This is a genomic window from Leisingera sp. ABM4_103 (genome assembly GCF_056158685.1).
Genome location: NZ_JBSWTU010000005.1, coordinates 1,756,558 through 1,770,104 on the forward strand (window position 1 = coordinate 1,756,558; position 13,547 = coordinate 1,770,104).

The 13,547-nt window shown below is 65.4% G+C and carries 13 protein-coding genes; 12 read left to right on the plus strand and 1 reads right to left on the minus strand.

Going from position 1 to position 13,547, the window contains the following annotated elements; genetic code table 11:
* Window positions 1–74 precede the first annotated feature (74 nt).
* From rpsM to ACXAED_RS10195, 8 genes are all read left to right on the plus strand, one after another.
* Complete coding sequence (gene rpsM, locus ACXAED_RS10160) at window positions 75–443, plus strand: 30S ribosomal protein S13 (RefSeq protein ID WP_008557298.1); 369 nt, start codon at window positions 75–77, stop codon at window positions 441–443.
* A gap of 14 nt (window positions 444–457) precedes the next feature.
* Window positions 458–847, plus strand: a complete 390-nt coding sequence (rpsK, locus tag ACXAED_RS10165; RefSeq protein ID WP_027235523.1) for a 30S ribosomal protein S11 — start codon at window positions 458–460, stop codon at window positions 845–847.
* 113 nt (window positions 848–960) lie between these two features.
* Window positions 961–1,977 carry a DNA-directed RNA polymerase subunit alpha gene (locus ACXAED_RS10170; RefSeq protein ID WP_475049322.1) on the plus strand — a complete coding sequence of 339 codons (1,017 nt, stop codon included), beginning with the start codon at window positions 961–963 and terminating at the stop codon, window positions 1,975–1,977.
* A gap of 136 nt (window positions 1,978–2,113) precedes the next feature.
* Window positions 2,114–2,542, plus strand: coding sequence for a 50S ribosomal protein L17 (rplQ, locus tag ACXAED_RS10175; RefSeq protein ID WP_065268162.1), 429 nt, complete (start codon window positions 2,114–2,116; stop codon window positions 2,540–2,542).
* Window positions 2,543–2,715: 173 nt separating this feature from the next.
* A complete protein-coding gene (locus ACXAED_RS10180; RefSeq protein WP_475049324.1) occupies window positions 2,716–5,124 on the plus strand; it encodes a CHASE3 domain-containing protein in 2,409 nt (802 codons plus the stop codon).
* Between the two features lie 280 nt (window positions 5,125–5,404).
* Window positions 5,405–6,484 carry a 3-deoxy-7-phosphoheptulonate synthase gene (locus ACXAED_RS10185; RefSeq protein ID WP_475049326.1) on the plus strand — a complete coding sequence of 360 codons (1,080 nt, stop codon included), beginning with the start codon at window positions 5,405–5,407 and terminating at the stop codon, window positions 6,482–6,484.
* A 244-nt stretch (window positions 6,485–6,728) separates the two neighbouring features.
* Complete coding sequence (locus tag ACXAED_RS10190; protein WP_475049328.1) at window positions 6,729–8,120, plus strand: trypsin-like peptidase domain-containing protein; 1,392 nt, start codon at window positions 6,729–6,731, stop codon at window positions 8,118–8,120.
* Window positions 8,120–9,442 (plus strand): replication-associated recombination protein A, encoded by a 1,323-nt coding sequence (locus ACXAED_RS10195; protein WP_475049330.1) that lies wholly within the window; start codon window positions 8,120–8,122, stop codon window positions 9,440–9,442. Before ACXAED_RS10190 ends, ACXAED_RS10195 begins: the two co-directional genes overlap by 1 nt.
* Before the next feature lie 69 nt (window positions 9,443–9,511).
* Here ACXAED_RS10195 and ACXAED_RS10200 read toward each other — a convergent pair whose 3' ends face one another.
* Window positions 9,512–10,552 carry a serine hydrolase domain-containing protein gene (locus tag ACXAED_RS10200; RefSeq protein WP_475049331.1) on the minus strand — a complete coding sequence of 347 codons (1,041 nt, stop codon included), beginning with the start codon at window positions 10,550–10,552 and terminating at the stop codon, window positions 9,512–9,514.
* A gap of 119 nt (window positions 10,553–10,671) precedes the next feature.
* Between ACXAED_RS10200 and crcB the strand changes: the two genes are divergently transcribed.
* Genes crcB through ACXAED_RS10220 form a run of 4 tightly spaced genes read left to right on the plus strand, consistent with a single transcriptional unit; the run spans window position 10,672 to window position 13,468 of the window.
* A complete protein-coding gene (gene crcB, locus ACXAED_RS10205; protein WP_475049334.1) occupies window positions 10,672–11,052 on the plus strand; it encodes a fluoride efflux transporter CrcB in 381 nt (126 codons plus the stop codon).
* Window positions 11,049–12,095 carry an RluA family pseudouridine synthase gene (locus ACXAED_RS10210; RefSeq protein WP_475049335.1) on the plus strand — a complete coding sequence of 349 codons (1,047 nt, stop codon included), beginning with the start codon at window positions 11,049–11,051 and terminating at the stop codon, window positions 12,093–12,095. Before crcB ends, ACXAED_RS10210 begins: the two co-directional genes overlap by 4 nt.
* The gene (locus tag ACXAED_RS10215) at window positions 12,092–12,760 is read left to right on the plus strand and encodes an HAD-IA family hydrolase (RefSeq protein ID WP_475049336.1); all 669 of its coding nucleotides are present in this window, start codon (window positions 12,092–12,094) and stop codon (window positions 12,758–12,760) included. The genes ACXAED_RS10210 and ACXAED_RS10215 overlap by 4 nt, the downstream gene beginning before the upstream one ends.
* A gap of 3 nt (window positions 12,761–12,763) precedes the next feature.
* On the plus strand, window positions 12,764–13,468 hold the full coding sequence (locus ACXAED_RS10220; protein ID WP_475049339.1) for an ATP12 family chaperone protein: 705 nt from the start codon (window positions 12,764–12,766) through the stop codon (window positions 13,466–13,468).
* Window positions 13,469–13,547 lie beyond the last annotated feature (79 nt).

The window sequence follows — 13,547 nt, forward strand, 5'->3', positions numbered from 1 at the left end:
CCACACTGCCACGGTCAAGTGTTGTGAAAAAAGGTTCCGGAACTACGGAACCGCAACGAAAAGGAAAGTGACACGTGGCACGTATTGCCGGCGTTAACATCCCGACTGCAAAGCGGGTTCCCATCGCCCTCACCTATATCACCGGTATCGGCAACACCTCGGCGAAAGCGATCTGCGACGCCGTGGGCATCGACCCGACCCGCCGTGTGAACGAACTCTCCGACGCTGAAGTCCTGGCCGTGCGCGAGCACATCGACGCCAACTACACCGTCGAAGGCGACCTGCGCCGTGAAGTTCAGATGAACATCAAGCGCCTGATGGACCTCGGCTGCTACCGTGGCCTGCGCCACCGCCGCAACCTGCCGGTCCGCGGTCAGCGTACCCATACCAACGCCCGCACCCGCAAGGGCCCGGCGAAGCCGATCGCCGGCAAGAAGAAGTAAGGGAGGCTTGATCAATGGCACGCGATAAATCCCGCATTAAGCGTAAAGAGCGCAAGAACATCGCCTCCGGCGTTGCTCACGTGAACTCTTCGTTCAACAACACCAAGATCCTGATCTCCGACGTGCAGGGCAACGCGATCTCCTGGTCGTCCGCCGGCACCATGGGCTTCAAAGGCTCGCGGAAATCGACCCCCTATGCCGCTCAGATGGCTGCAGAAGATGCAGGCAAGAAGGCACAGGAACACGGTGTTAAGACTCTGGAAGTCGAAGTTCAGGGCCCCGGTTCGGGCCGTGAATCGGCACTGCGCGCACTGGCCGCCGTCGGTTTCAACATCACCTCGATCCGTGATGTGACCCCGATCGCGCACAACGGCTGCCGCCCGCCGAAGCGCCGCCGCGTCTAATCGCAAAATTCTGCTGGGGCCCCGCTTGATTCGCAGGGCCCCAGTGCGTCATTTAAACCTCGGGCGTCCTTGGCCTTCCGGACATGGGGCAGGGACAGGAATGGAGGGAACGCATGATCCACAAAAACTGGGCAGAGCTGATCAAGCCGGCACAGCTGGAAGTGAAGCCGGGCAACGATCCTGCACGCCAGGCAACCGTTGTTGCAGAGCCGCTGGAACGCGGTTTCGGCCTGACCCTGGGCAACGCGCTGCGCCGCGTGCTGATGAGCTCGCTGCAAGGCGCCGCCATCACCAGCGTGCAGATCGACAACGTCCTGCACGAGTTTTCCAGCGTCGCCGGTGTGCGTGAAGACGTCACCGACATCATCCTGAACCTCAAGCAGGTTTCCCTGCGCATGGAAGTCGAAGGCCCCAAGCGCCTGTCGATCAATGCCAAGGGCCCGGCAGTCGTCACCGCAGGCGACATTGCTGAGACCGCCGGCATCGAGGTTCTGAACCGCGATCACGTGATCTGCCACCTGGACGATGGCGCCGACCTGTTCATGGAACTGACCGTGAACACCGGCAAAGGCTACGTCTCGGCAGAGAAGAACAAGCCGGAAGACGCACCGATCGGCCTGATCCCGATCGACGCGATCTATTCGCCGGTCAAGAAGGTCTCCTATGACGTTCAGCCGACCCGTGAGGGCCAGGTTCTGGACTACGACAAGCTGACCATGAAGGTGGAAACCGACGGCTCCATCACCCCCGATGACGCCGTGGCCTTTGCCGCCCGCATCCTGCAGGACCAGCTGTCGATCTTCGTCAACTTCGACGAGCCGGAATCGGCCGGCCGCCAGGACGAGGACGACGGTCTCGAGTTCAACCCGCTTCTGCTCAAGAAAGTGGACGAGCTGGAACTGTCGGTGCGTTCGGCAAACTGCCTGAAGAACGACAACATCGTCTATATCGGCGACCTGATCCAGAAGACCGAGGCGGAGATGCTGCGCACCCCGAACTTCGGCCGCAAGTCGCTGAACGAGATCAAAGAAGTGCTGTCGGGCATGGGCCTGCACCTTGGCATGGATGTCGAGGACTGGCCGCCGGACAACATCGAAGATCTGGCCAAGAAGTTCGAAGACAGCTTCTAAGGTTTTCGAGGAGGGCTCCGGCCCTCCTCTTCAATGCCCGGGCCTGCCGGGGACGACATGGGCACCTGCCCCAAGGAGAGCAGCTGACACGCATCAGCCGCCTGACAAAGCAAAACGCAAGATAAGGAACTGAAAAATGCGTCACGCACGTGGTTACCGCCGCCTGAACCGTACTCATGAGCACCGCAAGGCCCTGTTCTCCAACATGGCCGGCTCGCTGATCGAGCACGAGCAGATCAAGACCACCCTGCCCAAGGCAAAAGAACTGCGCCCGATCGTTGAAAAACTGATCACCCTGGCGAAACGCGGCGACCTGCACGCCCGCCGTCAGGCCGCAGCCAAGCTGAAAGAGGACAAGGACGTCGCGAAGCTGTTCGAGGTTCTGGGCCCGCGCTACAAGGACCGTCAGGGCGGCTATGTCCGTGTCCTGAAGGCCGGCTTCCGCTATGGCGACATGGCTCCGATGGCCATCATCGAGTTCGTCGACCGCGACGTTTCCGCCAAGGGTGCTGCCGACAAGGCCCGCCTGGAAGCAGAAGAAGCAGCTGCTGAAGCAGACGAATAAGACGCGCTGACCCTTTAGGGTTCGGCTATCTGGCCCCCGCTCCGCCCGGAGCGGGGGTTTTTCGTTACGCGACGACAATCTCTGGATGTTTAGAATTCACATTCTAATTGAAAGAGTATGGTAATTTTATTCTGATTTCACTGCCGCATCTCTTTAGAACCGGATCGGATGTGATGAAAAAGAATAAGACCTCCGCGGCCAGGCGGTTCTCACTGGCAAATCTCAGTACCAAAGCGAAAATTGTTTCGGTGGCCCTGTTTCCCTTGCTGCTGGTGCTTGGCGTCGGCGTCTTGGCTGTTGTGGACCTGGGCCGCATGGAAAAGACCTCCAAGGCGGTGGACCACACCGGCAAGATCCTGAGCGAGGCGCAGTCGCTGGCCGTGGCCGCCCTGGATATGGAAGCCGGGCTGCGCGGCTACCTGCTGGCCGGACGGGAGGAGTTTCTGGAACCCTATGAGGCTGGCCAGACCGACCTGGCACGTGCGCTGACGGCGCTGAAATCTCTGGCGGCTGATGATCCCCAAATGATGGCGGACCTGCAGGAGGCGGAGCAGATCCTGACCGGCTGGCAGGAGAACGTGGCCGCTGGCGCCATCGAACTGCGCCGGGAAATCGGCGACGCCATGAGCATGAACGACATGGCGGATGCGGTGAAGGAATCCAAGGGCCGGATCCTGTTTGATGAGTTCCGCGCCGAAGTCGGCAAGATCATCGCGGACGAGGAAGTGGAGCTGGCCAACCGCCGCAACATTTTCTCCTCGCTGGTCAATGCGGGGATTGCCGATCCGGACTATCTGAGCGCCTCCCTGGAGGAAGTGGAGAAGGCCCATGAGGTGATCAGCACCGCCAAGGACCTGCTGGCCGCCGCCGTTGACATGGAAACCGGCGTGCGCGGCTTCCTTCTGGCAGGCGACCGGGCGTTTCTGGACCCCTATATGGAAGGCAACGAGCGCTTCAACGAGATCATGGCCGATCTGCGCGTGGCCTTCACGGACAAGCTGATGCAGACCAACCGGCTGAACACGGTGGCAGAGATCATCGGCAACTGGCGCAATGACGTGGTGGTGCCGATGCTGCAGCTGCGCCGGGTGATCGGCAGCGCGGCCACCATGGACGACATGGCCGACCGGGTCGCCGAGGGGCAGGGCAAGGCGTATTTCGACCGGTTCCGCGAAAGCCTGGCCTCGCTGCAGGCCCGCGGCGCTGAGACCATGGCCGCCCGCCGCGCCGCCAGCGATGACATCGCAGCCCAGACCCGGATGATGATTCCCGCCGCTATCGGCGCGGCTATTCTGATTGGCGCGGTTATGGCGCTGGTCACCAGCTCCGGCATCGCCTCCGGCATCCGCCGTATCGTGGTGTCGATGCGCGGCCTGGCCGAGGGCAACAACGCGGTGGAGATCCACGGCCAGCACCGCGGCGACGAAGTTGGCGACATGGCCCGCGCGCTGGAGAAGTTCCGCGACGAGCTGGTGCGGATGCAAGAAGCGGAGAAGCAGAAGGCGGAAAGCAAGGACGCTGAACTGGCGGGCGTGGTGCAGCAGCTGAGCGAGCGCCTGTCGCGCCTGTCGCACGGCGACCTGACCATCCGTATCGAGGAGGCGTTCCCGGAGGAATACGAGCAGCTGCGGGCGGACTTCAACGGCTCCATCGACAACCTCACCGCCACCGTGCAGGAGGTGATCGGCGCTTCGGCCAGCATCCGCAACGGCGCGGCTGAGATCAGCCAGGCCTCCGACGACCTGTCGCACCGCACCGAAAGCCAGGCGGCGACCCTGGAGGAAACGGCCGCCGCAATCGACGAGCTGACCGCCAGCGTGCGCTCGGCAGCCGAAGGCGCGCGCAACGTGGAGACCACCGTGCGGGAGGCCCGCCAGGAGGCCGAAAGCAGCGGCGAGGTGGTGCAGGACGCGGTGACCGCGATGAGCGGTATCGAGGACAGCTCCAACAAGATCTCGCAGATCATCTCGGTGATCGACGACATCGCCTTCCAGACCAACCTGCTGGCGCTGAATGCCGGTGTCGAGGCTGCCCGCGCGGGCGAGGCAGGCCGCGGTTTTGCGGTGGTCGCATCGGAAGTGCGCGCCCTGGCGCAGCGGTCCTCGGATGCGGCGATGGAGATCAAGACCCTGATCGGCGACAGTTCGCGACAGGTGGCGGAAGGTGTCGATCTGGTCGGCCGCGCCGGCCAGGCGCTGCAGTCCATCGTGGGCCAGGTCAGCCATATCTCCAGCCTGGTGTCGGAGATCGCCGAAGGAGCGGAGGAGCAGTCCACCGGCCTGCATGAGATCAACACTGGCGTCACCCAGCTCGATCAGGTGACTCAGCAGAACGCGGCCATGGTCGAAGAGGCGACCGCGGCAGGCCACATGCTGAATACCGACGCCATGAAGCTTGCCGAACTGGTGGCGCGTTTTCAGGTGGACGGCAGCACCGCCGCGCCTGCGGCTCCTGCGGCTCCGGCATCGCCGGCGCCAACCGCCCACGGCGGGGACGACTGGGACATCGAGGTCAGCCCGGCCCCGGCCGCGGTCCCGGCGGGGGAGGGCAACGCTGCCCGCGACCTCTGGCAGGACTTCTGATCCGCTTGCGCTGCCATGCACTGGCCCTCCCGCGCGGAGGGCCATTTGCCATTTCCAGGGGTGACAGGGGGGCGAATCTCCGCTAGCGTCCGGCCCATGACCCGTACCTATGCCGCATTCTGGTATTTCTTTTATCCGCGCCACATGGCGGACGGAGGGGTCAGCGCATTCTGAGTTAGGACATCGGAACGCACCAGGATACCACCAACCGCCCGCAGCCCGCAGGCGGTTTTTTTGTATCCGCCGCAGCGCCCAGGGCCCCCGCCAAGGAAGCTGAAACATGACACCCCAGACCGAAAACCTCCGCATCACCGGCATGCAGGAACTGATCTCGCCCGAGGACCTCGCCGCACAGCTGCCCAGCACGTCAGCAGCCACCGAGACCGTGCTGGCCAGCCGCACCGCGATCCAGGACGTGCTGCACGGCCGCGATGACCGTGTGATTGCCGTTGTCGGCCCCTGCTCCGTTCACGACCCCAAGGCAGCGATGGACTACGCCCGCCGCCTGGCCCCCCTGCGCGACCGGCTGGCCGGAGAGCTGGAAATCGTGATGCGTGTCTACTTCGAGAAACCCCGCACCATCTCGGGCTGGAAAGGGCTGATCAACGACCCCGGCCTCGACGGCTCCTTCCGCATTAACGAGGGCCTGGGGCTGGCCCGCCGCCTGTGCCTGGACATCAACGCCCTGGGCCTGCCGGTCGGGACCGAGTTCCTGGATACAGCGGTGCCGCAGTACATCTCTGATCTGGTGGCCTGGGCCGCCATCGGCGCCCGCACCACCGAAAGCCAGATCCACCGCGAGATGGCGTCGGGCCTCAGCTGCCCGGTGGGGTTCAAGAACGGCACCCGCGGCAATGTGCAGATTGCGGTGGACGCGGTGCGCTCGGCCGCGCATCCGCATCATTTCATGGCGCTGGCCAAATCGGGCCGCGCGGCGATTGCCGCCACCAGCGGTAACCCGGACGGCCACCTGATCCTGCGCGGCGGCGGCGGCACCAACTTTGACGCGGCCTCTGTCGATGCGGCCTGCAAACTGGCGGAGAAGGACGGCATCCGCGGCCATGTGATGATCGACGCCAGCCACGCCAACAGCGGCAAAGACCCGATGCGCCAGCCTGCCGTGCTGCGCGATGTAGCGGGCCAGATTGCCGCGGGCGACGGCCGCATCACCGGCGTGATGGTGGAAAGCCACCTGGTGGCGGGCCGCCAGGATCTGGGCAAGGGGGAGCTGACCTACGGCCAGTCGGTCACCGACGGCTGCCTCGGCTGGGAGGACACCGTGGCAGAGCTGGAGCATCTGGCCGCAGCCGTGGCCAAGCGCCGCGCCGTTGCCGCGCAAGGGGAGCTGGCCGAGGCCTGAGACCTGCCGCAAGGAAACGCGCCTTGCGGCGCGTGCCTCCGGCGGGGAGTATTTGGGGAAAGATGAAAGGCCGGAGCCTTTTTGGCCGCCTGCTTCATCTGGCCCTGAATATCCCGGGGTGAATTGGCCGTCAGGCCAAGAGGGGCAGCGCCCCTGCGCCCCCGCAGCGGCCTGGGGCCTCTCCCGTCTTGCAATCCGCGCGCGCACTCCGCATATCCTTCGGGCAACATCTGCTGGAGCCCCCATGATCCGTCCCGCGCTGACCGCCCTTGCCATCGTTCTTGCCCTGCCTGCCGCCGCCGAAACCCGGGTGCCGCAGAGCCAGGCGGAGATTGCGCTGGGGTTCGCGCCGCTGGTCAAGGAGGCAGCGCCTGCGGTGGTGAACATCTACGCCAAGGTGGTGCGCCAGGTGCAGCAGCGCCGCCGGTCGCCGTTCATGAACGACCCGTTCTTCGATGATTTCTTCCGCGGCTTTGCCGAGCCGCAGCCGCGGGTGGAGAACTCGCTGGGGTCGGGTGTGATCCTGTCCGCGGACGGCATCGTGGTGTCGAACTTCCACGTTGTCGGCAGCGCCACCGAAATCCGCGTGGTGACCGCGGACCGGCGCGAATACAATGCGCGGGTGATCCTGGGCGACAAGGCCAGCGACCTGGCGATCCTGCAGCTGGAAGAGGCCGAGGACCTGCCGTATCTGGAACTGCGCGACAGCGATCAGGTCGAAGTGGGCGAGCTGGCACTGGCGATCGGCAACCCGTTCGGGGTGGGGCAGACCGTCAGCAGCGGCATCATCTCAGGGCTCGCGCGCACCGGCATGGGGGCGGGCGACGGCTTTGGCTACTACATCCAGACCGACGCGCCGATCAACCCGGGCAACTCCGGCGGCGCGCTGATCGACGTCAATGGCGATCTCATTGGCATCAACACCCGCATCCTGTCCCGTTCCGGCGGCTCCAACGGCATCGGCTTTGCCATTCCCGCCAACCTGGTGGCGGAGTTTGTCAACCAGGCCCGCAATGGCGCGGAGGAATTCCAGCGCCCCTGGGCCGGCATGGCCGGGCAGCCGGTGGATGCGGATCTGGCAGCTTCGCTGGGGATGGAGCTGCCGGAGGGCATGGTGGTCTCCGACCTGCACCGCGACAGCCCCTTTGCCAAGGCCGGTTTCCGGGTCGGCGACGTGATCACTCATGTCGATGGCGAGGTGGTGAACTCTCCGTCCGAGATGGTGTTCCGCATGTCGGTTGCGGGGCTTGGGGATATGTCCGTCATCACCCGCCTGCGCGGCGGTGAACGGCAGGAGATCGAGGTGCCGATGATTGTGGCGCCAGACCAGCCGCCCGCCAACCCGGTGCAGCTGGATGAAAAGACTGCGCTGCCCGGGCTGACCGTGGCGCGGATCAATCCGCAGGTTATCGCCCGCCTCGGCCTGCCGTTGTCGGCGGAGGGCGTGGTGGTCACCGATCCCGGCCCCTATGCCGGGCGCGGCGGGGTGCAGACGGGGGACCAGCTGCTCGCCGTGAATGGCCAGCAGGTGGCCAGCACCGACGATGTTTATGCAATCCTTGCGGACAGCGGCCGCTGGATCCAGCTGGATCTGAACCGGCGCGGCCGCCATATGGCGCTGAGGTTCCGGCTCTGATGGCAGATCTATTCGGCAGCCCCGCATCCGCGGACAGCGATCCGCAGCAGCCCGCACCGAACCGGCCGCTGGCCGACCGGCTGCGGCCGCAGTCGCTGGGCGATGTGATCGGCCAGGCCCAAGTGCTGGGGCCGGAGGCGCCCCTGGGCGTGATGCTGGCCTCGGGCTCCTTGTCGTCGCTGATCTTCTGGGGGCCGCCGGGGGTGGGCAAGACCACCATCGCGCGGCTGCTGGCCAAGGAGACCGACCTGCATTTCGTGCAGATCTCGGCGATCTTCACCGGGGTGCCGGAGCTGCGCAAGGTGTTTGAGGCCGCCAGGATCCGCCGCCAGAACGGGCAGGGCACGCTGCTGTTCGTGGATGAGATCCACCGGTTCAACAAGGCCCAGCAGGACGGCTTCCTGCCGCATATGGAGGATGGCACCATCCTCCTGGTCGGGGCGACGACCGAGAACCCTTCGTTTGAGCTCAATGCCGCTGTGCTCAGCCGCAGCCAGGTGCTGGTGCTGGAGCGGCTGTCGCTTGCTGATCTCGAACGCCTGACCCAGCGCGCCGAGAAGGAGCTGGGCCGCGCCCTGCCGCTGAATGGCGATGCCCGCGATGCGCTGCATGAGATGGCGGATGGAGACGGAAGGGCACTGCTCAATCTGATCGAGCAGGTGGCCGCCTGGAAGGTGGAGGCGCCCTTGGGGCGCGAGGCGCTGTCGGCCCGGCTGATGCGCCGGGCGGCCAAGTTCGACAAGTCCGGCGACGAGCATTACAACCTGATCTCCGCCCTGCACAAATCCATCCGCGGATCCGACCCGGATGCGGCGCTTTATTGGCTGGCGCGGATGCTGGAGGGCGGCGAGGACCCGCGGTTTCTGGCCCGGCGGCTGACAATGATGTCGACCGAGGACATCGGCATGGCTGACCCGCAGGCCAACACGGTTTGCCTCAATGCCTGGCAAACCTATGAGCGGCTCGGCAGCCCCGAGGGCGAGCTGGCGCTGGCCAATGCCGCGGTCTATCTGGCGCTGGCACCGAAATCCAACGCAGTTTACGTGGGCATCAAGGCGGCGCGGCGGCTGGCCAAACAGACCGGCAGCGCACCGCCGCCCAAGCATATCCTGAACGCGCCGACCAAGCTGATGGCGGAGCAGGGTTACGGAGACGGCTATGCCTATGACCATGACGCGGAGGACGGCTTCTCCGGCCAGAACTACTTCCCGGACGGGGTGAAGCGGCCGGTGCTGTACCAGCCGGTGGAGCGGGGGTTCGAGCGCGAGCTGAAACGGCGCACGGACTACTTCGCGAACCTCAGGATGAAGCGGAACAAGTAAAGCGGCTTTCCCGCCGGAAAGCCGCTGCCTCCGGCGGGAGTATTTGGAGAAAGATGAAGGGGCTGGCGGCTAGCGCCTCAGATTCGGCAGGACGTGTTCGGTAAGCACCGCGACCGGCACCTGCCAGGCGTCTGGCTGGTTGTAATTGCCCGCCTGGATCACCACCACGGCGCCTGTTTGCCGCCCGATGGTCAGCCGCTGGCCGCCGTTGCCAAAACCCGAAGCCCAGACCGGCGGGTTGCCTTCCGGGGCCAGCCACCACTGGTAGCCATAGCGCAGATCACCGGTATCGGCTTGCGGGGTGAAGCTTTGCTCCAGCCAGGCAGCGGGCACGATTTGCCTGTCCCCGTAGCGGCCGCCGTCAGCGATCATCCCGCCGATCCGGGCCAGGCCCGGGGCCGTCAGCCGCAGGCCGGAGGCGGCGGCGGGTTTGCCGTCCAGCCCGTTTGCCCAGTCCGCCCGGTCAATACCCAGCGGGGCGAACAGGTATTCGGCTGCAAATTCATCCAGCGCCATGCCGCTGCCGCGGGTGATCAGCTCGCCCAGCAGCGCGGTGGCGCCGCCGGAATAGACCCATTGGGTGCCGGGCGCGGCTGCAACCGGGCGCGACAGCACATAGCGGATCCGGTCGCCGGACCGTTCCATCGCAATCTCGGAGTTCCTGGGGTCGCTGTAGGGCAGGCTTTCGTCCCATGCCAGCCCCAGCTGCATGGTCAGCGCATCCTCAACCGTGATCGCATCGCGTTCCGGGCTGGCGAGACCGGCATGTTCCGGGAACTGCGCCAGCAGCGGGGCCTCGGGCGGCGGCACCAGCCCTTGCGCCAGCGCGATGCCGTAGAGCAGGCTGACAATGCTCTTGCTGACCGAACGCAGGTCGTGCAGCTCCTCCGGGCCGAACTGGCGGTTGCCCAGAGGGGTGCCCCAGCGCTCATCCCGGCCAGTGAAATAGATCTCTGCCAGGGTTTCGCCCTGCCGCTGCACCAGGACGCCGTGCAGGCCGGGCAGTTTGCCCGCGTCAAAGGCGGATTGCAGCGAGTCTTCGATGTCTCCGCCGGAGGCGGCGGTGGCAGCCATGGCAGCAGCCAGGGCCAGCGGGCGCAGCAGGGGCATTATAAAATCCTTTCCGAAAATCCCTTTGATGTTCCAAGTGGGGCAGGGGGCGGAGCCTTGCAAGCGCTGCAATACGGGGAAAACTTGACATCCCGGCGCACCCGCGCGACAGGACGGGGATGATTTCTTCGGTTTCCATGGTGGCCCTTGGCGGCGCAATCGGGGCGGTGTGCCGCTATCTGGCCGGACTGGGCATCATCCGGGTCCTGGGGCACCATGACTTTCCGGTGGCGATCCTGACGGTGAACATCCTCGGCTCCTTCCTGATGGGGATGTTCGTGGTGGCGGCGGCCTTGCGGGACCTGACGTGGGCAAGCCCCCTGGTGATGACCGGGCTGATGGGCGGGTTCACCACCTTCTCGGCGTTCTCGCTGGAGACCGCCAACCTGATCGAGCGCGGCGCCTTCGGGCAGGCGGCGCTGTACGTATGTTTGTCCGTGGGCCTGTCGGTCGGCGGTCTGTTTCTGGGCCTGATGGCTGCAAGAGGAGTGTTCGCATGAGCGGCGTTCAGATGATTACCGTCAGCGAAGACGACGGCGGCCAGCGTATTGACCGCTGGCTGCGGCGGCTGTTTCCGCATGTGAACCAGAGCCGCATCGAGAAGATGTGCCGCAAGGGCGAACTGCGGCTGGATGGCGGCCGCGTGAAGGCCAATACCCGCGTCGAGGCGGGGCAGGTGGTGCGGGTGCCGCCGCTTGCGGACAGCGACCTGAAACCGGCCGAGCCGCGCCAGATGCGGGTTTCGGATGCGGACGCCAGGATGATCCAGTCTTGCGTCATCTACCGCGACGATGATGTGATCGTTTTGAACAAGCCCGCCGGGCTGGCGGTGCAGGGCGGCTCCGGCACCACCAAACATGTGGACGGGCTGGCCGAGGCGCTGAAGTTCGGGCTGGAGGAAAAGCCCAAGCTGGTGCACCGGATCGACAAGGACACTTCCGGCGTGCTGGTGCTGGCACGCAACCGAAAGGCGGCGCAGGCGCTGACCGCCGCCTTCCGCCACAAGAACACCCGCAAGATTTACTGGGCCTTGGTGGCCGGTGTGCCGACGCCCTATCTGGGCGAGATCAAGAACGGGCTGGTGAAGGCGCCGGGCCACGGCAAGTCCGGCGAGGGCGAGAAGATGATCAACGTGCATCCGCGCGACATCGACGACACGCCCGGTGCCAAGCGGGCGCATACGCTTTATGCCACGCTCTACCGCGTTGCCAGCCGCGCCGCCTGGGTGGCGATGGAGCCGATCACCGGCCGCACCCACCAGCTGCGCGCGCATATGTCGGGCATGGGCCATCCGATTGCGGGCGACGGCAAATACGGCGGGTCGGGCCAGGAGAACCTGGGCGACGGCTGGGGCGCGCAGATCGGCGGGGTGATCTCCAAGAAGCTGCACCTGCATGCGCGCCGGATGGTGTTTGAGCACCCGGTCACGCATAAGCAGATCTCAGTGGTGGCGCCGCTGCCGGAGCATATGAAGGAAAGCTGGGACACATTCGGCTGGACCGAGGACCTGGCAGCCGACGACCCGTTCGAGGATCTGAAGTGAGCTCACCGCTGCGGCTGATCCTGTTTGACGTTGATGGCACCCTGGCGGATAGCCAGGGGGCGATCACCGGCGCGATGGCTGAGGCGTTTCAGGGCGCCGGCCTGGAGGTGCCGCAGCGCGAGGCGATTCTGTCGATCGTCGGGCTGTCGCTGCCGCTGGCAATGCAGGAACTGGCACCGGAGCAGGACGCCGCCACCGTTGACACGCTGGTGGAGGGCTACAAGTCCTCCTACATGGCCTCCCGCCTGGCGGCAGGCGCGGCGCATTCGCCGCTTTATCCCGGCGCGCGGGAGGCGCTAATGGAGCTGCACGCGGTGCCGGAGTACCTGCTGGGCGTCGCCACCGGCAAATCCCAGCGCGGGGTGGAGGCGCTGATCGCGGCGCACGGGCTTGACTGTTTCGTGACCCGGCAGGTGGCCGATCACCACCCGTCCAAGCCGCACCCCTCGATGGTGCTGACGGCGATGGCGGAAACCGGGGTGGACCGGGCAAGCACCGTGATGATCGGCGACACGCGGTTTGACATTGAGATGGGGCGCGCAGCGGGGGTAACCACCATCGCCGTGCCCTGGGGATACCATCCGGCAGAGACATTGGGCGCCGATTACCTGATCCGCGACTTCGCGGAGCTGCGCCCGCTGCTGGCAGAGATCTGGAAAGGCTAAGAGATGAGCGGCTGGGCGCAGAAACGGTTCTGGAAAGAGGTTTCGGTTGCAGAGACCGGTGACGGGTTCGCGGTGGAGCTGGACGGCCGCCGGGTCAAGACACCGGCCAAGGCACCGCTGGCGGTGCCCACGCGGGAGATGGCCGAGGCCATCGCCGCCGAGTGGGATGCGCAGACCGAATCAGTTGACCCGTCTGCCATGCCCTGCACCCGCTCTGCGAACGCCGCGATTGACAAGGTGACACATCAGCACAGCGAAGTTGCCGCCATGCTGGCCGAATACGGCGATTCCGATCTGCTGTGCTACCGCGCTGACACTCCGGTTGAGTTGACGTCGCGTCAAGCGCAGGAATGGGACCCGGCGCTGGACTGGGCGGCAGAGGCGCTGGGGGTGCGGCTGCAGCCGCGCACCGGCGTGCTGCACCAGCCGCAGGACGCCGCGGCGCTGGCAGCGCTGGCGGACAAGGTTCTTGCCATGAACCCGTTCCAGCTGGCTGCATTCCACGATTTGGTAGGGATTTCCGGCTCTTTGATCCTGGGATTTGCCGCCGCGCACGGCTGGCGCAGCGCCGATGAGATCTGGCTGCTGTCGCGGCTGGACGAGCGCTGGCAGGAAGAGCAGTGGGGCGAGGACGAGGAGGCCGCGGCGGCCGCCGAAGTCAAACGGCAGGAATTTCTGCACGCCAAACGGTTCTTTGATTTTTCCTGAGAGAACAGAAAATTACCATTTCGCCCCGCGAGGAGTAAAATTTTTTACTCCCGGGGCATTTGTGCGCATTGCGCCCATC

Bases quoted from the DNA above. Each gene is read 5' to 3' on its own strand.
- rpsK (WP_027235523.1), top strand. From the start codon at position 458: ATGGCACGCGATAAATCCCGCATTAAGCGTAAAGAGCGCAAGAACATC.
- ACXAED_RS10170 (WP_475049322.1), top strand. From the start codon at position 961: ATGATCCACAAAAACTGGGCAGAGCTGATCAAGCCGGCACAGCTGGAA.
- rplQ (WP_065268162.1), top strand. From the start codon at position 2,114: ATGCGTCACGCACGTGGTTACCGCCGCCTGAACCGTACTCATGAGCAC.
- ACXAED_RS10180 (WP_475049324.1), top strand. From the start codon at position 2,716: ATGAAAAAGAATAAGACCTCCGCGGCCAGGCGGTTCTCACTGGCAAAT.
- ACXAED_RS10185 (WP_475049326.1), top strand. From the start codon at position 5,405: ATGACACCCCAGACCGAAAACCTCCGCATCACCGGCATGCAGGAACTG.
- ACXAED_RS10190 (WP_475049328.1), top strand. From the start codon at position 6,729: ATGATCCGTCCCGCGCTGACCGCCCTTGCCATCGTTCTTGCCCTGCCT.
- ACXAED_RS10195 (WP_475049330.1), top strand. From the start codon at position 8,120: ATGGCAGATCTATTCGGCAGCCCCGCATCCGCGGACAGCGATCCGCAG.
- ACXAED_RS10200 (WP_475049331.1), bottom strand. From the start codon at position 10,552: ATGCCCCTGCTGCGCCCGCTGGCCCTGGCTGCTGCCATGGCTGCCACC.
- crcB (WP_475049334.1), top strand. From the start codon at position 10,672: ATGATTTCTTCGGTTTCCATGGTGGCCCTTGGCGGCGCAATCGGGGCG.
- ACXAED_RS10210 (WP_475049335.1), top strand. From the start codon at position 11,049: ATGAGCGGCGTTCAGATGATTACCGTCAGCGAAGACGACGGCGGCCAG.
- ACXAED_RS10220 (WP_475049339.1), top strand. From the start codon at position 12,764: ATGAGCGGCTGGGCGCAGAAACGGTTCTGGAAAGAGGTTTCGGTTGCA.